Consider the following 22,245-nt stretch of genomic DNA (forward strand, 5'->3'; position numbering starts at 1 on the left):
TTCCCCCGAGAGGGAATGGTTCTTAGTGTTCTTCGACCAACGCGCCTTGAATGTAGATGGCTGTCAGCAGGACGAAGACGTAGGCCTGGAGGGCCATGATGAGGACTTCGAAGAGGCCCATGGCCACGCCGCCAGCAAAGGTCAGCACGCCCAGACCCTTGAGGAAGGCACCGCCCTCCACGAGCATGAAGGACGTACCGGCAGCGGCAAGCATCACGATCAGGTGACCGGAAAGCATGGTGGCAAACAAACGCAGACTGTGCGTCAGCGGGCGGACGAAGAAGTTAGAGATGATCTCGATGACGATGATCAACGGCAGGATCGCCTTGGGGACTCCCGAAGGGACCACGGACAGCTTCAGGTAGGCAATCCCGTGTTTCTTGAAGCCGAGGAAGATCCAGTACACATAGACGATGCCGGCCAGTGCATAGGCGGTGCCCACATGCGATGTGGTGGGCAGTTGGAAGATCGGCACGACACCGAAGAGGTTGTTCACCAAGATGAAGAAGAACAGGCTCATCAGCAGCGGGACGTAGGGCTTGAAGTCCTTTTCGCCGATGATGTCCTTGCCGACCGAGTTACGGACGAAGTTGTACGAGACCTCACCGAGGAACTGGAATTTACCCGGAACGATCTTGCCGCGCCGAGAAGTAGCCATGAAGAACCAGGAAATGAGAACGACGGAGAGGATGACCAGCAGCATCTGCTTGCCGAAGCCACTGCCGTAATCGGCTCCCCACGGGATGATTTCGGGAAGGTGCATGTCCTCTAGGCCGGGGGCTTTGAACCCACCTTCTGCGGGGGCCGCCGGAAGCGCAAGCGCGATCAACGCGGTTCCTCTCTGCTGTGTCCGTCATGGGGCAATAGCGTTGGAAAGCCGTTCAGGTTTCCCAACGGATGAAGTTTTTTGGTTCTTACTCGTCCGCACCAGAAATCGGCCCGGAAGCACGATCTTTTCTGTGGAGGACTGCCAGGTAATATCCAGCGGCGGCTCCAAGAAGGGCACCTACCAACCAGATCCAGCGGGCATGCAACAAGAAGTCCAACAGCCACCCTATCAAACCCCACGCGATGATCCCGCCAACGATGTAGTTGACGTTCTCCCGGAAGGGTGAGATCCCTCCGCCCTGGGGGCGGTCGCCGTTCGGTGGGGACATCAGGCCCCACCCGCTCCGGCGTCCGTGGCGGGAATCGGGTCGTTGTACAACTGCAGGCGCAGCTTGGAGAAGGCGTGCAACTCCACTGCCTGCCAGATGACCACGGCGGAGACGACGCCGACCAGAAGCCAGGTCCCGTCCGTCCAGGCCGGCAGGCCCAGGCCGAAGGCCAACCCGCCAAGCAGGAGGACCTTCACCACGTAGCCGATCATGAACGCCCCGAAGGCCGCGGAAGGATTACGCCGACCCACCAGATGTCCGATGGCCAGGCTGATGCCGAAGAAGATGATGACCACGACGACCGATCCCAGTGCGCTGCCCGCCGCTGCCGGCCCGGCGACCACCCAGGCCACGAGGGCCAGGAGGACGGCGGCAAGACCGGTGACGATCGAACAGGTACGCAGGATCGCCAGCCAGGGAGACGCGGTCTCCCCCGACTCCTTGACGACGCCGACGCCGCCCGAGCCAGTCGCCTGTGGCATGTACATCCCATCCTTGTCGCTCCTCCCCCCGACCGGTCGAAACCCGTCGCGAAGGGGTGGGGCAGCAGTTCAACTTTTTGTGTTTCCGCTGGAAACCTCGTCCGATTCTACACGAGATAGAAAAGTATTCTGAACCGGGGGTCGCTAGGCCGCGACGCTGCGACGCAAGCGCCCGATCCAGACCGGACTGGAGAGGTAGGCCAGCACGATCGCCAGGATGAAAATGCCCCAGAGGTACTGTCCCCAACCCACCGACTGCACGGCCATCATGGCACCGCCGGCACAGAGCGCGGTGGCCCCGGCCACCATCAGCGCCGAGGCGGGGTGGCTGAGTCCGACGTCGGTCAGACGCTGGTAGACGTGTTGGCGGTGGGCGGCATACCACCGTTCCCCGCCGCGGATCCGCGCCAGCAGGGTGTAACCGGTATCCGCCAGGTAGATGGCCACCGGGCCCAGCAGATAGCCGGCTTCCATCCCGTTCAGGAAGGCCGCGGCGCCCAGTGCCGCCAGCGTTCCGCCCAGCAGGTAGCTGCCCACGTCCCCGAGGAAGACGTGCCCCCGCCCCAGGTTCCAGGGCAGGAAGGAGGCGAAGGCGGCGGCGACGACCAGGGAGGGGGCGATGAGCCAGGCCTGGTCATCGATCGCCCCGGCCCCGGCGAAGAAGAGACCGACCACCAGCCCGTGCAGGCCGCTGATCCCGTTGATGCCGTCCATGAAGTTGGCGACGTTGATGTAGGCGCCCAGGGCCAGCGCCCCGACGAGGATCCACCACCAGGAGCTGCCGGTGAGGATGACCATCGCCGTGGTGCCGACGGCACCGATGATCAGTTGCAGGGAGAACCGCCAGCCCACCGAAACCCCGCGGTAGTCCTCGACCCAGCCCAGGACGGCCGCGGCCAGGGCGACCCCGGCCACCACGGGAAGCAGGCCCCCCGAGGCGTTGTCCGCGGTGGCCCAGATGATCGCGAAGCCGGCCATGATGGCCACGGTGATGGTCAACCCCAATCCGCGCACCGCGGTGATGGTGTGCGAGGAGCGGTCGTTGGGCACGTCGATGACCCCCAGGCGCTGTAGCAGCGGGATGAGGGCGAAAGGCAGCAGGACACCGGCGACGAATGCGACGGCGATGGCCACGATGGCGGTTCCGGCCACTACACGGCGTCCTGGGCGTCGTGGCCGGGACCATCGGTGAGGCCCTGGCGGTGCTTCCACTCCCCCAGGTCCATGACGGCGGGATCCAGGACGTCGATATGGGCATGGGAGATCTTCGGGTGCAGCGGGCGTTCATCGCCTTCGCCTTCCCCGATGAGGTCCTCGTGCAGCTTCTCCCCCGGGCGCAGTCCGGTGATTTCGATTTCCACGTCCTTGCCGCTGAGCTGGATCATGTGCTCGGCGACGTCAAGGATGCGTACCGCCTTGCCCATGTCCAGGATCATCACTTCCCCGCCCCGGCCGATCGCCCCGGCCTGGATGACCAGTTGGCAGGCTTCGGGGATGGTCATGAAGAACCGGGTGGCCTCCGGGTCGGTGACGGTGACCGGGCCCCCCTTGAGGATCTGTTCGGTGAACAGCGGCAGCACCGAACCACGACTGCCCAGCACGTTGCCGAACCTGACCGAGACGTATTTGCAGCCGGTCTGCTCGCCCATCCAGGCGGTGAGCTTCTCGGCGACCCGTTTGGAGTGCCCCAGCGCGGTGGTGGGGTTGGCCGCCTTGTCGGTGGAGATGTTCACGTAGGTGTCCACGTTGGCCCCCCGGGCCGCGTTGAGCACGTTCAGGCTGCCCAGCACGTTGGTCTTCCAGGCTTCCTCCGGATACTGCTCCAACAACGAGACGTGTTTGAGTGCGGCGGTGTGGAAGACGACCTCCGGCTTGCGGTCCACGAAGATCCCGGTCAGGGTCTCGGCGTCGCGGATATCGGCCAGCACCGTATCCTGCCCGTTGAGCAGGCCCCGGCCGGTCAAGGAGATCTGGGTGGTCTGCAACCCGGTTTCATCACGGTCGAGCATGATCAGTTCGGCCGGTTGGTACATGCTGATCTGTCGGCACAGTTCGGAGCCGATGGAACCGCCGGCCCCGGTGACCAGCACGCGTTTGCCCGTGACGTACCCGGCGATCTCGTCGACGTGGATATCCACCGGGTGGCGACCGATCAGATCCTCGATGTCGACTTCGCGGAAGGAGAATTCATGGCCTCCGGTGAGCATGTCGCGCAGCGGCGGGACGACCAGGACCTTCAGCCCCAGTGAGTGCCCCAGATCGCTGATCTCCCGGATCGCCACGGCATCCATGTTCGCCATGGCCAGCAGGATCACGGTGGCCCGGGTGCGGCGGACCACGTCGGGGATGTCTTCCCGGCGGCCCAGCACCGGCACGGAGGAGATGCGCAGATGCTTCTTGGACGGGTCGTCGTCGATCAGTCCCACCGGTTGCCAGGGCGAGAGCCGGTCGTTGCTCATCCGGGTCACGATGGAGGTGCCGACGAAGCCGGCCCCGTAGATCAGTGTGCGTTCGGCGTGGTCCCCGGGTTTGGTCTTGCTCTCGACATGCATGCGTTTGACGTAGCGGATCGCCGCCATGAAGATGCAGGCGAAGGGGAAGGCAATCAGGCCGATGCCGCGGGCGATCTGCATCGGGATGCCCGCGAAGAGCAGCACGATGGTCAGGATCACCGAGACCGTGACGGTGACGATGACCAGCAGTTTGGCTTCGTGGAAGGACCCGAAGCTGTACCGTCCCCGATAGAGCGACAGGGCGGTCCCGACCACCAGCTGGCTGACGATGGCCACCGCCGCGATGATGGCGACGCCGTCGATCTTGGCCGGGTCGAAGGTCATTTCGTAGCGCAGGATCATGGCGATGATGATCGCGATGACCCAGGCCACGGCATCCAGCAGGAATTGTGAACCGAGCCAGAGGATCCGGTCGCTGCTGGCGGTCTTGGGTAGATCGGGGCTTTGCCTGGTGCTCATATGTTCGCGACGCTCAGGTCTGTGCTCCTCGTCAATGGTCCGGTCTCCCGGCAGGTGCCACGGTGGGTGGCACCTTGGATCTTGGGTCCTGCATGCGGTTGGTTCCGCGGTCCTAGCTGGTGGTCGGCGGCGGGCCGTCGGCCTGGACGTCGGAAACACCAGGGTCGGCCGGGGCCGATTCCGGCGTCCCGGAGGCCTCGGCGTCGTCGTCGTCCTTCAGTTCTACACCAGAACCTTCGGGTTCGGCTTGAGGGTTGGCCGCGTCGGGCATGGCCTCGTCGATACCGAGCAGCGACGGGACGCGTTCGCGTAGTTCCTCCAGGCCCAGGGCGCCCTGGCGCACCACGCGCAGGACCTCGCCGGTGCAGTCGACGATGGTCGAGGGCAGGGCAGAGGCCTCCGCGTCCTCCAGCGGCTCGGGACGTGGCCCGCCGTCGAGGTAGACGGCGACCGATTCGGCCAGCATCTGCTCGGCTTCGGCCGCCGTCGTCGCGGCCGGCTGGCCGGAACGGTTGGCGCTGGAAACCGCCAACGGGCCGGTCTCCTTGAGCAGATCCCGGGCGATCCGGTCATCGGGGATGCGCAAGGCCACGGTGCCCCGGGTGTCGCCCAGATCCCAGGACAAGCTCGGCTGGCTGCGCAGGATCAACGTCAGGGCGCCGGGCCAGAAGAAATTCGCCAGCAGCCGGGCATCGTCGGGGATCTCGGCAGCGAGCCCGTCCATGGTCCCCACCCGGGCGATGAGCACCGGTGGCGGCATGTTCCGTCCCCGGCCCTTGGCGGCCAGCAGGGTGGCCACCGCCTGGGCGGAGAAGGCGTCGGCGGCGATCCCGTAGACGGTGTCCGTGGGCATCACGACGCACTGTTTGGCCGTAATGGCCTCCTGGGCGGCGGCGATGGCCTCGGAGCGGGTGGGTTCGGTGGTGCAGTCAAAGCGTTCGGTCACGGGGTCCATTCTTCCATGTCGATCCGGCGGGGACGGCGGTTTCGGCCAGGTAGGCGGCGGTCACCCGGTCGGCGTCGTTGAGGTCGCGGTGGCCGTGGATCCCCTGCCACCGACCACTTTCGGCGAAGAGTCCTTGCATCGGTCCGGCCTGGACCTCCGCGTGTTCCAGGGCCAGATAGCCTCCGGGGGCCAGCAGGCGGACCCCGGCGGCGATGACCGCGCGCGGCAGATCCAGTCCGTCGGGCCCTCCCCCGTAGAGCGCCAGCTCCGGATCGTGGTCGCGGACTTCAGGGTCCCGCGGGATGGCGCCGGGAGGGATGTAGGGGGGATTGGACACCACCAGGTCGAAGGTCCCGTGGTGCCGGGCCAAAGCGGTGCGCAGGTCCTCGGCGACCAACGTGACGCCGTGGGGGGCGGTGTTGCGCAGCGCCCACGGGTAGGCCTGCTCGCTGATTTCGACCGCGAAGACCTCCGCGCCGGGAACCTCGCTGGCCACCGCGGCGGCGATGGCCCCGGAACCGGTCCCCAGATCCACGACCCGTACGCCGCCCTGCCCGGCCAGGACCTCCCGGGCCCGGTCGATCGCCAGTTGGGCCAGCAGTTCCGTTTCCGGACGCGGGATGAACACCCCGGGTCCGACGGCCAGCTCCAGATGACGGAAATAGGCCACCCCGGTCAGATGCTGCAGCGGGATCCGTTGGGCCCTGCGGGCCACCAGCTCCTGGAATCCCTCGGGGGCCGGGGCCCCCGCCAGGGCCAGGGCCAGGACGCGGCCCCGGGAGACGGACAGCAGATGCGCGGCCAGCAGTTCCGCGTCGGCGCGCGGGGAGGAGACCCCGGCCTCGCGCAGTTCTCCCACCGCCGTGCGCAGTGCCTGCTCCAGTTCCACCGCGGGCCTACTTCTGGTCGTCGCCGATGGCGTCCAGGCGGTCCTGTTCGTCCATTTCGATGCAGGAGTTGATCAGCGGGTCCAGTTCCCCGTTCATCACGTGGTCCAGGTTGTAGGCCTTATATCCGGTGCGGTGGTCGGCGATCCGGTTTTCCGGGTAGTTGTAGGTGCGGATGCGCTCGGACCGGTCCATGGTGCGCACCTGGGACTTGCGGACCTCGGAGTTCTCCGCGTCGATCTGCTCCTGCTGATGGGCCAGCAGCCTGGACCGCAGCACGCGCATGGCCGCTTCACGGTTCTGGATCTGGGACTTCTCGTTCTGCATGGCCACCACGATCCCGGTGGGCAGGTGCGTCAGGCGCACTGCCGAGTCGGTGGTGTTCACGCTCTGGCCGCCGGGGCCCGAGGACCGGTACACGTCGACCTTCAGGTCGTTGGGGTGCAGATCCACCTCCTCCGGCTCGTCGACCTCGGGCAGCACCAGCACGCCCGCGGCCGAGGTGTGGATCCGCCCCTGGGATTCGGTGACCGGCACCCGTTGCACGCGGTGCACCCCGCCCTCGAACTTCAGGTGGGCGTAGACGCCTTCAGCAGGATCGTTGGACTTTCCCTTGATGGCCATCTGGGCGTCCTTATAGCCACCGAGATCCGATTCGTTGGAGGAGATCAGTTCGGTCTTCCACCCCCGGTGCTCCGCATAGCGGGTGTACATGCGCAGCAGGTCCGCGGCGAACAGTGCCGCCTCGTCGCCGCCTTCACCACCCTTGACCTCCAGGATCACATCACGGGAGTCGTTGGGGTCCCGCGGGATCAGCAGACGGCGCAGCTTCTCCTCCGCGGCCGGCAGTTCGGCCTCCAGGCTGGCGACCTCTTCGGCGAACTCTGCGTCCTCCTCGGCCATCTCCCGGGCCGCTTCCAGGTCCTCGGTGATCTGGACGTAGCGCTTATGCGCCTCGACGATCCCGTTGAGCTGGGCACTGCGGCGTCCGAGCTTCCGGGCCACCGCCTGGTCCTGGTAGACGGCGGGGTCGCTGAGCCTGGCCTGCAGTTCGGCGTGCTCGTCGAGCAGGCCCTGGATGGACTCGAACATGGCTGTACTTCTTTCTCGGCACCACGGGTGGTTGCGGTTTCCACGCGGATACCAGTCTAGGGACGAACGGGCCGTCTCCCGGCCTTAACGCATAACGCCCGGCCCGGTCCACGCCTTCAGGGGCGGGACCGGATCCGGGCGGTACGGGTAGCTAGGAGTCGGACTTGGACCCGAGGGTCGTCTTGGACACCAGCATCAGGAATTCCGCGTTGGACTGCGTTTCGCGGATCTTGGAGGTGAGGACCTCCAACGCCTGCTGCGTCTCCAGCCCGGAGAGCACCCGGCGCAGACGCCACATGATCTTGATCTCTTCGGGAGAAAGCAGGTTCTCTTCGCGGCGGGTGCTGGATTCGCGCACATCCACTGCCGGGAAGATCCGCTTGTCCGCCAACTGGCGGGACAGGCGCAACTCCATGTTGCCGGTGCCCTTGAACTCCTCGAAGATGACCTCGTCCATCTTGGAGCCGGTCTCCACCAGTGCGGTGGCCAGGATGGTCAGCGAGCCACCGTTCTCGATGTTGCGGGCGGCACCGAAGAAGCGCTTCGGCGGGTACAGGGCCGCCGAGTCGACACCACCGGAAAGGATCCGGCCCGAGGCCGGGGCGCTGAGGTTGTAGGCACGGCCCAGACGGGTCATCGAGTCCAGCAGGACCACGACGTCCATGCCCATTTCCACCAGGCGCTTGGCCCGTTCGATGGCCAGTTCCGCGACCGTGGTGTGGTCGTCGGCGGGACGGTCGAAGGTCGAGGCAACGACCTCGCCCTTGACCGTGCGCTGCATGTCGGTGACTTCTTCGGGACGCTCGTCCACGAGCACCATCATGAGGTGGACCTCGGGGTTGTTCACCGTGATCGCGTTGGCGATGGACTGCAGGATCAGGGTCTTGCCGGCCTTCGGCGGCGAGACGATCAGGCCACGCTGGCCCTTGCCGATCGGGGCGACCAGGTCGATGACGCGCGGTCCGACGAGCTTGGCGTCGGTTTCCATGCGCAGACGCTCGGAGGGGTAGAGCGGGACGAGCTTGTTGAACTCGACACGGTCCTTGTTCTCCTCGACCGGCTTGCCGTTCACGTTCGTCAGCTTCACCAGGGCATTGAACTTCGCCCGCTGGTTGCCCGAGTTGTTGTTCTCGCCATCGCGGGGGGCCCGGATGGCTCCGACGACCGCGTCGCCCTTGCGCAGGTTGTGGCGCTTGACCTGGTTCAGCGAGACGTAGACGTCGCTGGGCCCGGGCAGGTAGCCGGAGGTGCGCACGAAGGCGTAGTTCTCCAGCACGTCCAGGATCCCGGCCACCGGCAGCAGGACATCGTCCTCGGTGACCTCGGTGTCGTCCACCTCGGGCTGGTTGCGGTTGCGTCCGCGACGGTTGTTCCGGTCGTTCCGGTCGTTGCGGTCGTTGCGATTGCGGTTCCGGTCGCGGCGGTTGTTGCGTCCACCGCGGTCGTTGGAATCGTTGTCGCGACGGTGGTCGTTGTCCCGCTGGTTGTCCCGGCGGTTGTTCTCCCGCTGGTTGTCACGCTGGTTGCTGTGGTCGCGCTGGTTGTCCTGCTGGTTGTCCCGGCGGTTGCCGTGATCGCGCTGATTGTCCTGCTGGTCGTTGCGACCCGAGTCGTTCTGCTGGCCCTTCTGGCCCTCGTCGCGGTTTCCATCGCGGGAGTCATGGGAGTTGCCGGACTCGTTGTTGTCGCGGCGGTTACGCGAACGACGGTTGCGCGAACGGTCGTTGCCCCGGTCCTGGCGGTCGTCGTTGCCGCCGGAGGACTGGGCGCCCTCCTGCTGCTGGCCACCGTCCTGGCTTGAACCGGAGTTGGCGTCGTTGCCCTCGGTGGTCTCGGAGGTACGGCGCGCACCACGGCTGCGGCGCTGGTTGGAGCCGGAATCGTTGGAGGTCTCGGCCTCGGCGTCGGGAGCGGAGGCGACCTGCTTCGAGTCGGTCGACTCGGTAGCGGTGCTCTGCCCATCGCTGCTGGCTCGACGGCTGCGGCCACGGCCACGGGCCGGGCGATCCTCGGACTCGGACTGCGGGGCGGCCTCGGCCGGCGCCTTCTCGGCGGTCTTCGCCTTCTGGGCGGGGGCCTGTGTTGCTGCGGCCTTGGCTGGCTTGTCGCGGTCGGCGACGGAGCCGCCACGCTGGTGGTTCGAGATGGCGGTGACGAGATCACCCTTGCGCATCCGCGATCCGCCGGTGATCCCCAGTTGTGACGCCAGTGCCTGGAGCTGGGCGAGCTTGAGCCCGGCCAGTCCTGCGCTCTGTGGTGCCGTCGACGTTTCTTCCACGCCTGCGGTCAGGCTGGTGGTATCGGTCACGAAGGTTCCTTCCCCCTCGTCGGGCGGATCATATCGGAACGATCCGCTGGGTTGTCTTCCGGTACTCCGCTTCAGATGCGGGCCGGCTGCCGGGCATATCGGCAAACGCCGATGCTGCCCTGAAGCATTCATCCTGTGTGGTGGCCGCCGGTTCCCCGGCAATCGGGGCACGGCCAGCATGAAAGCCGCACGCGGTCTGCTTCGGGTCGACACAGGGGAACCAAATAAGTGGAGTTCGCGAAGTGCACGATCCGTGCGTTCCCCGATCCCGATGGTGACCAAACGTCTCCGTCGCGAATACCGGGGGTATTACCGCTAGTGCGACTCCACTCTAACACCCGTGAGGTCTATCCCGGGCATCAGGACACGCCACGTCACCGCGGCGGCCCTCGATCCGGGATCCCGGGTGACGGTCGGCGCGGCGGCGATGAGTTCGGCGACGGCATCGGCTTCCCGGGCCGAGACGGCCAGGATGAGCACCGTGGGCCCGGCGCCGGAAACCACTGCCGCATGCCCCGCGGACCGCAGCCGGGAGATCAGTTCGGCCGAGGCGGGCATCGCCGGGGCCCGCTGGTCCTGGTGGAGCCGGTCCTCGGTGGCCGCCAGCAGCAGCTCCGGGTGCCCGGCCAGGGCATGGACCAGCAGACCCACATGGGCTCCATTGGCCGCGGCCACCGCGTGCGGCACGGTGTCCGGCAGCAGCGAGCGGGCCGTCCGGGTGGAGAGTTCGGTATCGGGGATCGCCACCACCGGCACGATCGACGGGTCCAGCTCCAGTGCCGTGCTGCGGGCCCCGTGTTCGTCCTGCAGCGACAGCGTCAGGGCCCCCTCGACGGCCGGGGCGACGTTATCGGGGTGGCCCTCCAACCGGGCTGCGGCCGCGAACAGTGGTTCGCGGCCGGTCACCTCGCGGCGCAGGGCCTCGGGCAGCAGGGCGTCGGCGGCAGCCAGCCCCGAGACGATCGCCGCCGCCGAGGAACCCAGCCCCCGTCCGTGCGGGATCACATTATGGGCGTGCAGCCGCAGTCCGGCAGGTCCGGCCCCGGCGTCGGCCCACCGGGCAAGGATGGTGCGGGCGACCAGATGGTGGGCATCGGTGGGCAGGCAGCCGGCACCCTCCCCCTCGACCTCGACCTTGACCCCGGTTTCCGCCGTCGTGGTCACCGTCAACGTGTCGCGCAGACCCAATGCCAGCCCGAGGCAGTCATAGCCGGGACCCAGGTTGGCGGTGGTCCCGGGCACCGACACCGTCACCCGTTGGCCGGGGGCCACGACCGGGCCGTGGACCCTGGCCTGGGGGACGGGGATGCCCGCGGGATTCGTGCGGCCCATGCTTCAGGCCAGGCCGAGGGCGTCGGCCACTGCCACGACGTCGAAGTCCACCTTGGTGGGGGCGACGTCGGATCCGTCCGCGTTGCGCAAGGCCCATTGCGGGTCCTTGAGCCCGTGGCCGGTGACCGTGATGACGATCTTCCTACCGGCCGGGACGTCCCCGGCGGCATGGTACTTGAGCAGTCCGGCGACCCCCGCAGCGGATGCCGGTTCCACGAACACCCCTTCCTTGGCCGAAAGCCAGCGGTGGGCCTCGAGGATCTCCTCGTCGCTGACGGCGTCGATCATGCCGCCGGATTCATCACGGGCGGCTTCGGCCTGGGCCCAGGAGGCAGGGTTGCCGATCCGGATGGCGGTGGCGATCGTATCGGGTTCGGTGATCGGGTGGCCGGCGACGATCGGTGCCGAGCCGGCGGCCTGGAACCCCCACATGATCGGGCGTTTGGTGGCCACGGGGGCCAGCTGGCCGGCACTGGCGGATTCGTAGGGCTCGGAATACTCCTGGTAGCCCTTCCAGTAGGCGGTGATGTTCCCCGCATTGCCCACCGGCAACAGGTGGTAGTCCGGGGCGTCCCCCAGGAAATCCACGATCTCGAAGGCCCCGGTCTTCTGGCCTTCGATCCGGGCCGGGTTCACCGAGTTCACCAGGAAGACCGGGTAGTTCTCGCTCAGCTTCCGGGCCACCTCCAGGCAGTTGTCGAAGTTGCCGTTGACCTGCAGCAGTTCGGCACCGTGGGCGATGGCCTGGGAGAGCTTGCCCATGGCGATCTTGCCGTCGGGGACCAGCACGGCGCATTTGATGCCCGCCTGGGTGGCGTAGGCGGCGGCCGAGGCCGAGGTGTTGCCGGTGGAGGCGCAGACGACGGCCTCGGCGCCGGAGGCGATCGCCGCGGTGATGGCCATGGTCATGCCTCGGTCCTTGAAGGAGCCGGTGGGGTTCATCCCCTCGACCTTCAGGTACACCTCGGATCCGGTGAGTTCGGACAACGCCGGGGCGAAGACCAGCGGGGTGCCCCCCTCCCCCAGGGTGATGACCCGGGTGGAATCGTCCACGGGCAGTCGGGATGCGTATTCGCGGATGACTCCGCGCCACTGGTGGGCCACTTAGTTTCCTTCGACTCGGAGTACGGACGTCACGGCGGTGACGACGCTGAGTTCCTTGATGTCCGCCACGGTCGCGGCCAGGGCTGCTTCGCTGCCGCGGTGGGTGACGAAGCGCAGCGACGCCGAGCCGGGGGCATCCCCTTCGACGTCCTCGGGACTCTGGCGCATGGTTTCGATGGAGACCTTGTGGTCGGTGAAGATCTTCGCGATCTTGGCCAGGACGCCGGTCTTGTCGCTGACCTGCAGGCCGATGCTGTAGCTGGTGCGTACCGCTTCGATGGGCAGGGCCTTGATCTGGCCGACGGTGGCCTCGGTGCGTCCCGGACCGCCCAGGACGACGCGACGGGCCGCGGAGACGACATCACCGACGATGGCCGAGGCGGTGGGACGGCCGCCGGCCCCCTGGCCGTAGAACATCAGTTCCCCGGCATTGTCGGCCTCGACGAACACGGCATTGAAGGCCCCGTGCACCGCGGCCAGCGGGTGCACGCGCGGGATCAGCGTCGGGTGGACCCGGACGCCGACCCCTTCGGGGCCGCTGCCGTTGCCCAGGCGTTCGGCGATGGCCAGCAACTTGATGACCATTCCCTGTTCGCGGGCGGCGGCCACGTCCTCGGCGGTGACGGAGGTGATGCCTTCGCAGTCCACATCGTCCAGGTCGAAGGGCGCGTGGAAGGACAGAGTCGCCAGGATCGCCGCCTTCGAGGCGGCGTCGTGGCCTTCGATGTCCGCCGTCGGATCGGCTTCGGCGTAGCCGAGCTCCTTGGCCTTGGCCAGGGCGTCGTCGAAGGCCGCGCCGGAGGTGTCCATGGCGTCGAGGATGTAGTTGGTGGTGCCGTTGACGATGCCCATGACCTTGGTGATCCGGTCACCCGCCAAGGAATCGCGGATGGGCCGCAGGATCGGGATGGCCCCGGCCACGGCTGCCTCGTAGGAGAGTTGGACTCCGGCCTCGTTGGCCCGGGCCGAGAGCCCCGGCAGGTCCTTGGCCAGCAGCGCCTTGTTCCCGGTGACCACCGTGGCTCCGGCATCGATGGCCCGGCGGATCAGGGAGGCGGCCGGTTCCAGGCCGCCCATGAGCTCGATGACGATATCCGCGGAGTCCACCAGTGCCTCGGCATCGGTGGTGAACAGTCCGGCGGGCAGTTCCACATCGCGCGGTGCCCCGGTGTTGCGCACGGCGATGCCTGCCAGTTCCAGTCCCGCCCCGGTGCGCTCGGAGAGGACTTCGGCGTCGTCCAGCAGGATCCTGGCGACCTGCGCACCGACATTGCCGCAGCCGAGGAGGGCCACCTTGAGTTTCTTCACGTGTTACCTACGCTCCCATGTCACGGGCCAACAAATCGTCTTCGGTTTCCCTGCGGATGATGACGCGGGCGGCACCATCGCGGATGGCGATCACCGCGGGCCGGCCCAGATAGTTGTAGTTGCTGGCCAAAGCCCAGCAATACGCACCGGTTCCGGGGACCGCGAGGAGGTCGCCCGCCGCGACGTCGTCCGGCAGGTAAACATCCCGGACGACTATGTCACCACTTTCACAGTGTTTTCCAACCACCCGGGACATAATCGGTTCGGCCTCCGTCACACGCGAGGCGAGCACGGCACTGTAGTCCGCTTCGTAGAGCACCGGCCGGGCGTTGTCGCTCATCCCGCCGTCCACCGAAACATAGCGACGCGGCAGCGTACCGGCCCCGTCGTCGACCTGGACGGTCTTGCGGACCCCGGTCTCGTAGAGGGTGAAGGTGCTCGGGCCGGCAATGGCCCGTCCGGGTTCGATGGAGATCCGCGGGACCGCCAACCCCAGGGCGGCGGCTTCCTCGGCCACGACGGCGGCCATCGCCCGGGCCAGCTCGGCCGGATCACGGGGGGTGTCGGCCTCGGTGTAGGCGATGCCGTATCCGCCGCCCAGATCCAGTTCGGGCAGCTCCACCCCGTGCCGGTCCCGGATCGCGCCCAGGAAGCCGAGCATGGTGCGGGCGGCGATCTCAAAACCTTCGGCCTCGAAGATCTGCGAGCCGATATGGGCGTGGATGCCCAGCAGATTCACCTCCGGCGCCTCCAGGGCCACCGCCACGGCCGCCGCCGCCGGCGAACTGCCGGTCGCGTCGGGGACCAGGGACAGACCGAACTTCTGGTCCTCGTGGGCGGTGGCAATGAACTCGTGGGTGCTCGCATGGACCCCCGGGGTCAACCGGAGCATCACGTTGGCGGTGGCGCCCTTGCGGCCGGCGAGGGTGATGATGCGGTCGAGCTCATCCAGGCTGTCCACCACGATCCGGCCCAGCCCCAGGTCCAGGGCGGTGTCGATCTCGGTCGCCGATTTGTTGTTCCCGTGCAGCGACAGGTTCGCCGCCGGGACCCCGGCGCGTCGGGCCACCGCCAGTTCCCCGCCCGAGCAGGTGTCCAGACGCAGTCCCTCCTCGGTGATCCAGCGGGCCACCTCGATGCTCAGGAACGCCTTGCCGGCATAGTAGACGTCGACCCCGCCGCAGAGTTCGGCGAAGGCCGCGTCGAAGGCCTCACGGAAGCCGGCGGCCCGGGCCCGGAAGTCATCCTCGTCCAGCACGAACAAGGCGGTGCCGTATCGGCGGGCCAGCTCCGTCACGCGCAGTCCCTGAACCGCCAGTTCGCCGTCATCGGTGCGGGCCACTCCGGAGGCCCATTGGACGCGGTGCAGTGCGTTGATGTCAGTGGGGTAGCTCAACCAGTCGGGAGCCAGATTCGAGGCCGCCACGGCTACATCCTCTCCGGGGCCGAAACGCCCAACAGGTCCAGGCCGTTGGCCAGCACCTGGGTGGTGGCGTCGTTGAGCCACAGCCGGGTGCGGTTGACGTCCTCGACCGGTCCGTCGGCCAACGGGGTGATCCGGGCCGCCGCATACCAGCGGTGGTAGGCCCCGGCCAGGGATTCGAGGTAGCGGGCCACACGGTGCGGCTCCCGGTGTTCCGCGGCACCGACCAGGTGGTGCGGGAACTGCGCCAGCACGGCCAGCAGGTCGTTTTCGGTCTCGTGGGTCAGCAGCGCGGCGTTGAAGGCGCTGCGGTCCACCCCGGCGGCCGCGGCGTTGCGCGAGGCCGCCCGGGACCTGGCATGGGCGTATTGGACGTAGAACACCGGGTTGTCGTTGGACTTCTGCTGCAGCAGATCCAGGTCGATGTCGATGTTCGAGTCCGAGGAATAGCGGGTCAGCGCGTAGCGGGCCGCGTCCACCCCCACCGTGTCCACCAGGTCCTCGAGGGTGACCACGGTGCCGGCCCGTTTGGACATGCGCACGGGTTTGCCCTCGCGCATCAGGTTGACCATCTGGCCGATCATGACCTCGACGCAGTCCGGGTCGTGGCCCAGGGCCGCCGCGGCGGCCTTCAACCGGGCGACGTAGCCGTGGTGGTCGGCGCCGAGCATGTACACGTTCAGGTCGAAGCCCCGTGCCCGCTTGTCCTGGATATAGGCGATGTCCCCGGCGATGTAGGCGGCCTGGCCATCGGACTTGATGACGACCCGGTCCTTGTCGTCCCCGTGTTCGGTCGAGCGCAACCACCAGGCCCCGTCGGCGAAGTACAGGCTTCCGGAGGTCTTCAGCTGTTCCAGCAGCTTCTCGACCGAGCCATCGCGGTGCAGGGAATCCTCGTGGAAGAAGACATCGAAGTCGACGCCGAAGTCGTGAAGGGAGGACTTGATCTCCCCGAACATCATGTCCACGCCGATCGCCCGGAAGCGTTCCTGCGGATCGGCAGCCTGCAGGATCTCCGGCTCGATGGCGAGCACACGCGCGGTGATGTCATCGATGTACTGCCCCGCGTAGCCGTCCTCGGGGGTTGCTTCACCGCGGGCGTTGGCCAGCAGGGACCGGGCAAAGCGGTCGATCTGGGCGCCATGGTCGTTGAAGTAGTACTCACGGGTCACTTCGGCGCCCTGGTTCTGGAAGATTCGGGCCAGCGAGTCCCCGACCGCGGCCCACCGGGTCCCCCCGAGGTGGATCGGTCCCGTCGGGTTCGCCGACACGAATTCAAGGTTGATCCGTTGGCCCGCCAGGCTCGACCCGGCCCCGTACGCGGCCCCTGCCTCGACGATGGATTTGGCCAGCTCACCGGCGGCGGCCGCGTCGAGGGTGATGTTCAGAAATCCCGGTCCGGCGATGTCGACGGAGGCGACCCCGGGGATCGAGACCAGGCGTTCGCGCAGGGCGGCGGCGAATTCGCGCGGGTTCATGCCGGCCTTCTTGCCCAGCTGCAGGGCGATGTTGGTGGCCCAGTCCCCGTGCTCACGGCTCTTGGGTCGTTCCACCCGCACTTCTTCGGGCACGTCGACGGTGAATTCACCGGCAGCGACGGCTTCGCGCAGGCAGGCGGAAATGGCGAGGGAGAGTTCTTCAGGAGTCACCCCCCAAGGATAACGGCCCGGCAGGCCCGCTTCCGACTCGATGACCCCACTGCGCCCGGAGCGCTGCTGCTGGTAGATTCACCCACCAACAGGTCAGCGACGACCAGGGGAACGAAATGGGACGAACCACAAGGCGGATGCCGCGGCCCACCATGGCCTTCATGGTGGTCTTCCTCGGGGCCCTGCTGGTGGTCTTCGGGGCCTCGGCCCTGCCCACCCTGAGCCACGACAGCCCCCCGGGGATCCCCCAGCAGAACGGGGCGCTGAAGGGGGACGCACCCCCGAGCGCGGAACCGGAACTCGAGGGTCCCATCGAAGGGACCGTCGCCCCGCAGAACCGCCCGGACGAGCAGACCATCTCCACGATCGGCCAGACCATCGCCGCCACCCTGTTCGCCGCGACCCTCCTGCTCCTGGTCGTCCTGGTGCTCTCGCTGCGCCGCAAGGACCGGGCCGACGTGGACCCCGAAACCGCCCCCGCCGACCTCATCGCCCGCGAGGCCGCCTTGCGGGCCGAAGTGGCCCAGAGCCTCACCCACGCAGGGGCCTCGCTCGACGGGGCCACCGCGGGTCAGATCCATTCGCGCCTCATTGCCTCCTGGGTCGAGCTCGAACAGCTGGCTGCTTCGGCCGGGCAGGAACGCCGGGGATCCCAGACCCCCACCGAACACGCCGGGGCCATGTTGGCGGCTTTCGGGGTCTCCCGCGCCCCCTTGGCCCGGCTATTGGCCCTGTATGAGCGGGCCAGATACGACGCCGGTACCCCTGGTTGGGAACCCGACCTCGCCCAGGGCCGCCGCGCCGGCGCCGATTTCACCGTGCTGGCCGAGGAAGTCGCCGCGGCCGGGAAACGCCGACCATCCCGACCCGCCAGCGTGGACGCATGAAGCGGCCGGCTGCGGGCCAGCGCGGAAGGACGGTGTGGATCGGCCCGCTCTCCTTCGGCGTCATCGCTCTGGGCTTCTGCCTCTACACCCGCATCGATGCCGGCCATACCGCGGTGTTCACCGCGCTGGGTGTCTGTGTGGGCTATCTGTTCACCATCCTTCCGCTGCTGACGTTCTCCACCCGGATCCCGCTGGATCCCGGACGCCCGGCCAACGGCAACCAGGGCTTCCGTGCCCTGTCCTTCGCCCTGCTTTCCAAACGCCTCAGCAGGCATTCCCCGGCGGCCCGGGGCCTGGAGCACGCGGTGGGGACGGCGGTCCGGTTCGCCGGGGACCCCGAAGCCGTGGGCCCTGCCACCGTCGTGGCGCACCGTGAACTGCAGGCCGGCCGCGACCTCACGTCCCGGCAGGCCACCGCCGCCGCCCACGAAGTCGACCTCTGGTTCTCCCAGGCCCCCCCACTGTCCGCCCTCACGACGAAAGGCCGCTCATGAGCGATCCCGCATCAGGCCCCCAGCAGTTCGATGGCCCCGCCGCCGAAGAAACCACCGCGCGCATCGCCGCCGCGGGCACCGCGGTCCTGGAAGGGGTCGGGCGAGCGGTGATCGGCACCCGCGCCCCGTTGCGACTGGCCCTGGCCGCCGTCCTGGCCGGAGGCCACGTCCTGTTCGAGGACATGCCCGGACTGGGCAAGACGCTGGTGGCCCGGTCCCTGGCCCAGACACTCGGGCTGGGTTTCCGCAGGTTGCAGTGCACTCCCGACCTGCTGCCCTCGGACGTCACCGGCTCCTCGATCTTCGATCCCGTCGAGCGCAGTTTCGACTTCCAGCCCGGTCCCGTCTTCACCGGCCTGCTGCTGGCCGACGAGATCAACCGCACCTCCCCCAAGACCCAATCCGCCCTGCTGGAGGCCATGGCCGAGGGGCAGGTCTCCATCGAAGGCTCCACCCACCGTCTGCCCGTGCCCTTCCATGTCTTCGCCACGTCCAACCCGGTGGAATTCGAAGGCACCTATCCGCTGCCCGAGGCCCAGCTGGACCGCTTCCTGGTCCGGTTGGCCCTGGGGTATCCCACGGCGGGAGCCGAAGCCGACATCGTGGCGAAGCGGTTGGAACGTGGCCTGGTGGAACCGGTCCTGGAGGCGGTGCTCGACCCTCTTGCCCTGCGCACCCTGCAGGAGGACCTGGCCCGGGTTCCTGTCTCGGCGGATATCGTGGCCTACGCGGTGCGTCTGACCGCGGCCAGCCGAGGGTTGGACGAGGTCCAGGTCGGTGCCTCGCCGCGTGGCTCCCAGGCCCTGGTGCTGATGGCTCGGGCCATGGCGGCACTGGACGGGCGGGCCTATGTGGTTCCCGAGGACCTCAAGGAGGTGGCCGTCCCGGTCCTGGCCCACCGGCTGGTGCTTTCCCCGGCGGCCTGGGCCCGGGGAGCGGATCCCGTGGGGCTCATCGACGAAATCACCGGGTCCGTCGAGGTCCCGGCCACCGCACCGTGAGCCCCGGCTCCGGCTCCCAGCCGACGACGACCGAACCCCCCGTATCCCGGTTGGTGGACGCCCGCCGGCAACCTGCGGTGGCGGGTCCTGCCGCCAGATCCCCGCAATGGGGGGTGGCCGTACTACTGGCCCTGCTCTTCGGCGTCGGGGCCGCCATCGCCCGCCGCCCCGATGTCGCGGTCCTGGGGGCCCTCTTCGCCCTGATCGCCGTGTCGACCCCGCGCCGGTTCGGCAACCGGCATGTCCCGACGCTGGAGTTCGATCGGTCCGTCCACGCCCAGGTCACTGGCGGGACCCGACGGCGGATCCTGTTCCGCGACGCGGGCCCCGACCCCCGGACCGTCCCCGCCCTGATGGTGGTGCGGGCGGTGGCCCCGGGAGGAAGGGAATCGGCGCTGATCGCCACGACGGCGGAAACACCCGGCTTGGGGATCCGGGTCCCCCGGGGCGGACGACGTGATCTGTTGGCCTACCGGGTGTCCGCCTTCAGCCCCGATCTGGGCATCTGTCGCCACGAGTCGCAGACCGGCAAACTCACCGCCATGCTCCAGCCCTCCCCCGATCCGGTGCGGCGCCTGCCCACCCCCTCGGCGCTGCGGGCCCATGCAGGGAGCCACCACGCCAGGCTCCGTGGTGGGGGAACCGAATTACGGGACGTGGGGCCGCTCAGGCCCGGAGATGACCGCCGGCATATCGACTGGCGGGCCACGGCCCGCAACACGGAGGCCTCGGGCATGCCGCTGGTCCGCCGCTATCTGGCACCGGCCGATGCCGGGGTCACCCTGGCCATCGATGCCCGCGTTGATTTCCCGGCCCGGGTCGCCGCCTGGATCGACCCTTCGTTGGATGCCCTGCGCATGGTCACCAGCCTCCAGCTCACGCGCAGCGCCGCCGGTTCCCTGGCTGCGGCCTATCTGGCTCGCGGTGATCGGGTCGGGATGCTGGACGCCGTCGGATTCTCCTCCCCGGTCCGTCCCGCCGGTGGACACCGCCAGCTGGAACTGCTGCGTCGGCGATTCGCGGCGCTGGCGGTCTCCTCCAGCAGCATCCTCCCCAGCCGGCTCCCGACACCGGCGCCCGGGACACTGGTCTATTTCTTCTCCCCGCTGCTGGACCACGACGTCGCTTCCATCCCGGCACGCTGGGCCCGGGCCGGACACGTCGTCGCCGTGGTCGACACCCTGCCCGACCCCGATGCCACCGATCTCCCGTTTTCCGAAGCACAGGCCCTGACCCTGCTCATGGCCACCCGTGGCGCGGTGCGGGCCGAGCTGGCCGCCGAAGGCATCGAGGTGCTCCCGGCGACGGTCCTGCGTGAATCCGTGGAACGCTGGGGATTGGCCCGGTCACGCGCCAACTCCCTGCCCGGCGGTGGCCGATGAACGCGTTGTTGCGCCGGCCCCGCCCCGAGCGCCGGCCCGCGTCACTGGAACCGTTGGCCCTGGGGACGTACCCGGCCTCGCTGCTGGCCCTCATTGCGGCCGGACTGCTCCTGGCCGGCTGCCTGCCCGCCGCGGTGCTCAATGCCCAGGGGCGGGACCCGGTGTCACTGGGCTCCGGGGTGGCCGTCGCGGTGGCCGTCGCGGCGTTGATCCTGCGCTGGCCCCAGCACGTCACGGCCCTGATCGCCTTGCTGCTGTTGGGGGCCGCCTATCTGCAGGTCAGCACGGTGGGTTGGTGGACGTTGCCGTTGTATGTGCTGGCCGCCCATGGCATCTACGTGCTGCTGGCCCTGTCCGCACTGGCTCCCCGCTCGGCCCGCTTCACCCGGCAGGCGCTCCTCGAAGCAGCTCGGGCCGCGGCGGCGCCGCAGCTGGCCGCCCAACTACTCAGCCTCGTCGTACTCCTGCTCTCCTGGTGGGCCGCCCCGGCCGCCGGAACCCTGGGAGCCGTCGCCGGCATCGTCTCGGCCGGGATCCTGATGGCCGGCGCCTGGACGGCGTCGCGGGTGGCCCGGCGCCCGGAGAATCCTAACTAGGCCCTCCGGACGCTCCGGGTTGCACGGGGGGCTCCGGTTCCTGCTAAGCTCTTTGAGGTTCCCCGCCGCGCAGCAATCTGCGGCACGCCCTCGTAGCTCAGGGGATAGAGCGTCTGCCTCCGGAGCAGAAGGTCGAAGGTTCGAATCCTTTCGAGGGCACATTCATCTGGGCACCCAAGATCAGGTCCCCGGCTTCGGCCGGGGACCTTTTTCGTGTCGGAACTTTGCGCCATGCTCCGGGGACGTGTTTCGCCCCGTTGTCATCCATCGGATAGGTTAATCCAAGCGGCACGGATTCCGTTGCCCATCGATCTGGGGGCCGATCACGATTTCAAGGCTTCTTCCCATCACTTGCACCCATCCGACGGAGGAGCACATGTCCAGGAAACCGCTTTATCTCACCCTCCCGCTGGCCGCCGCCCTGGCCCTGTCCGGCTGCTCCGCTTCGGGCTCCGCCTCGGAGGACTCCCCCGCGGCCGCCTCGCCCTCGTCCAGTGCCGCCGAGGCCTCGTCGTCCGCCCGCACCGTCGACGCAGGATCCTCCACGGCACCGGCCTCGCCGGAGGCCAGCTCCAGGGCCGGGAACAATGCAGCCCTTTCCGATGCCCAACTCAAGAAGGCGGTGACCGCCTACTTCGACGGGAAGACCGGCGTGCAGATCATGTCGGGCGAAACGCTGCGCGCCCAGGCCGGGGCGGCCGGAGCCATGGTTGAGGGGATGAAGATCTCTCCCGAGAAGTGCAACTCCGCCCAGGGAATCGACATCGAAGAGGAATTGAAGAAGAACAACATCGCGGTCGGCACCTACCCCAATCCCGACAACCCGATGCAGACCTTCACCCTCACCGTCATGTCCGCCGGTGACCCGGCTCAGACCCAAGCCAAGTTCGACGAGGGGGTCGACGCGCTGGATGACTGCAAGAACATGGACGTCGAGGTCATGGGCATCAAGACCACGATGAAGATGCAGGAGGCCACGGTGAAGACGGACGCCCCGTCGGCCCTGGCCCTCCAGACCGTCACCACCGTCCAGGACACCAAGATCCCCGGAACCAATGTCTCGTTGCTCGACGACGGGATCCAGGTACAGCTCCAGATCCAGGGCGAGGAGTCCGATCAGGAGTCCCTGCAGCACATCGCCGATGAGGCCCAGCGGGTCCTCGACACCCTGAAATCGGCCTGATCAACGCCGCAGGACGACGCCGTCCGCTCCCCTGATGCTGCG

19 protein-coding genes and 1 tRNA gene are annotated in these 22,245 nt (G+C 68.1%); 7 read left to right on the forward strand and 13 right to left on the reverse strand.

Features of this window, described 5'->3' with window-relative positions; translation table 11 throughout:
* Positions 1-22: 22 nt before the first annotated feature.
* The 13 genes from atpB to argS form a co-directional block, all read right to left on the reverse strand.
* Positions 23-829 carry a F0F1 ATP synthase subunit A gene (gene atpB, locus ACT3S6_RS02455; protein ID WP_444553573.1) on the reverse strand — a complete coding sequence of 269 codons (807 nt, stop codon included), beginning with the start codon at positions 827-829 and terminating at the stop codon, positions 23-25.
* A gap of 327 nt (positions 830-1,156) precedes the next feature.
* Positions 1,157-1,639, reverse strand: a complete 483-nt coding sequence (locus ACT3S6_RS02460) for a hypothetical protein (protein WP_444553574.1) — start codon at positions 1,637-1,639, stop codon at positions 1,157-1,159.
* A 144-nt stretch (positions 1,640-1,783) separates the two neighbouring features.
* Complete coding sequence (locus tag ACT3S6_RS02465; protein ID WP_444553575.1) at positions 1,784-2,791, reverse strand: UDP-phosphate glycosyltransferase; 1,008 nt, start codon at positions 2,789-2,791, stop codon at positions 1,784-1,786.
* Complete coding sequence (locus tag ACT3S6_RS02470; protein ID WP_444553576.1) at positions 2,791-4,611, reverse strand: polysaccharide biosynthesis protein; 1,821 nt, start codon at positions 4,609-4,611, stop codon at positions 2,791-2,793. The genes ACT3S6_RS02465 and ACT3S6_RS02470 overlap by 1 nt, the downstream gene beginning before the upstream one ends.
* Before the next feature lie 112 nt (positions 4,612-4,723).
* Entirely contained in the window at positions 4,724-5,557 is an 834-nt protein-coding gene (locus ACT3S6_RS02475; protein ID WP_444553577.1) for an L-threonylcarbamoyladenylate synthase, read from the reverse strand.
* Positions 5,541-6,446: a peptide chain release factor N(5)-glutamine methyltransferase gene (prmC, locus tag ACT3S6_RS02480; protein ID WP_444553578.1), complete on the reverse strand. Its 906-nt coding sequence runs from the start codon at positions 6,444-6,446 to the stop codon at positions 5,541-5,543. Before prmC ends, ACT3S6_RS02475 begins: the two co-directional genes overlap by 17 nt.
* 7 nt (positions 6,447-6,453) lie before the next feature.
* Positions 6,454-7,536 (reverse strand): peptide chain release factor 1, encoded by a 1,083-nt coding sequence (gene prfA / locus ACT3S6_RS02485; RefSeq protein ID WP_444553579.1) that lies wholly within the window; start codon positions 7,534-7,536, stop codon positions 6,454-6,456.
* 151 nt (positions 7,537-7,687) lie between these two features.
* Positions 7,688-9,844, reverse strand: a complete 2,157-nt coding sequence (rho, locus tag ACT3S6_RS02490) for a transcription termination factor Rho (protein WP_444553580.1) — start codon at positions 9,842-9,844, stop codon at positions 7,688-7,690.
* Positions 9,845-10,159: 315 nt separating this feature from the next.
* On the reverse strand, positions 10,160-11,176 hold the full coding sequence (thrB, locus tag ACT3S6_RS02495; RefSeq protein WP_444553581.1) for a homoserine kinase: 1,017 nt from the start codon (positions 11,174-11,176) through the stop codon (positions 10,160-10,162).
* A 3-nt stretch (positions 11,177-11,179) separates the two neighbouring features.
* Positions 11,180-12,280 carry a threonine synthase gene (thrC, locus tag ACT3S6_RS02500; RefSeq protein WP_444553582.1) on the reverse strand — a complete coding sequence of 367 codons (1,101 nt, stop codon included), beginning with the start codon at positions 12,278-12,280 and terminating at the stop codon, positions 11,180-11,182.
* Positions 12,281-13,588: a homoserine dehydrogenase gene (locus tag ACT3S6_RS02505; protein WP_444553583.1), complete on the reverse strand. Its 1,308-nt coding sequence runs from the start codon at positions 13,586-13,588 to the stop codon at positions 12,281-12,283. It abuts the gene before it with no gap.
* A gap of 7 nt (positions 13,589-13,595) precedes the next feature.
* On the reverse strand, positions 13,596-15,014 hold the full coding sequence (gene lysA, locus ACT3S6_RS02510) for a diaminopimelate decarboxylase (RefSeq protein ID WP_444553584.1): 1,419 nt from the start codon (positions 15,012-15,014) through the stop codon (positions 13,596-13,598).
* A 2-nt stretch (positions 15,015-15,016) separates the two neighbouring features.
* Positions 15,017-16,660 (reverse strand): arginine--tRNA ligase, encoded by a 1,644-nt coding sequence (argS, locus tag ACT3S6_RS02515; protein WP_444553585.1) that lies wholly within the window; start codon positions 16,658-16,660, stop codon positions 15,017-15,019.
* A 116-nt stretch (positions 16,661-16,776) separates the two neighbouring features.
* On the opposite strand from argS, the gene ACT3S6_RS02520 reads away from it, so the two are divergent.
* The 7 genes from ACT3S6_RS02520 to ACT3S6_RS02550 all read left to right on the forward strand — a co-directional run bounded on the left by ACT3S6_RS02520 (position 16,777) and on the right by ACT3S6_RS02550 (position 22,203).
* Positions 16,777-17,547: a DUF4129 domain-containing protein gene (locus ACT3S6_RS02520; RefSeq protein ID WP_444553586.1), complete on the forward strand. Its 771-nt coding sequence runs from the start codon at positions 16,777-16,779 to the stop codon at positions 17,545-17,547.
* Positions 17,544-18,041, forward strand: a complete 498-nt coding sequence (locus ACT3S6_RS02525) for a hypothetical protein (RefSeq protein ID WP_444553587.1) — start codon at positions 17,544-17,546, stop codon at positions 18,039-18,041. Before ACT3S6_RS02520 ends, ACT3S6_RS02525 begins: the two co-directional genes overlap by 4 nt.
* A complete protein-coding gene (locus ACT3S6_RS02530; protein ID WP_444553588.1) occupies positions 18,038-19,042 on the forward strand; it encodes an AAA family ATPase in 1,005 nt (334 codons plus the stop codon). The genes ACT3S6_RS02525 and ACT3S6_RS02530 overlap by 4 nt, the downstream gene beginning before the upstream one ends.
* Positions 19,043-19,155: 113 nt before the next feature.
* Positions 19,156-20,424, forward strand: a complete 1,269-nt coding sequence (locus tag ACT3S6_RS02535) for a DUF58 domain-containing protein (RefSeq protein ID WP_444553589.1) — start codon at positions 19,156-19,158, stop codon at positions 20,422-20,424.
* On the forward strand, positions 20,421-21,020 hold the full coding sequence (locus ACT3S6_RS02540) for a hypothetical protein (protein ID WP_444553590.1): 600 nt from the start codon (positions 20,421-20,423) through the stop codon (positions 21,018-21,020). Before ACT3S6_RS02535 ends, ACT3S6_RS02540 begins: the two co-directional genes overlap by 4 nt.
* Before the next feature lie 86 nt (positions 21,021-21,106).
* Positions 21,107-21,179: transfer RNA gene (locus ACT3S6_RS02545), tRNA-Arg, on the forward strand.
* A gap of 217 nt (positions 21,180-21,396) precedes the next feature.
* Positions 21,397-22,203: a hypothetical protein gene (locus tag ACT3S6_RS02550; protein ID WP_444553591.1), complete on the forward strand. Its 807-nt coding sequence runs from the start codon at positions 21,397-21,399 to the stop codon at positions 22,201-22,203.
* The last annotated feature ends 42 nt before the right edge of the window (positions 22,204-22,245 follow it).

This window comes from Arthrobacter sp. AOP36-C1-22 (assembly GCF_052377515.1).
Taxonomy (GTDB): Bacteria; Actinomycetota; Actinomycetes; order Actinomycetales; family Micrococcaceae; genus Arthrobacter_H.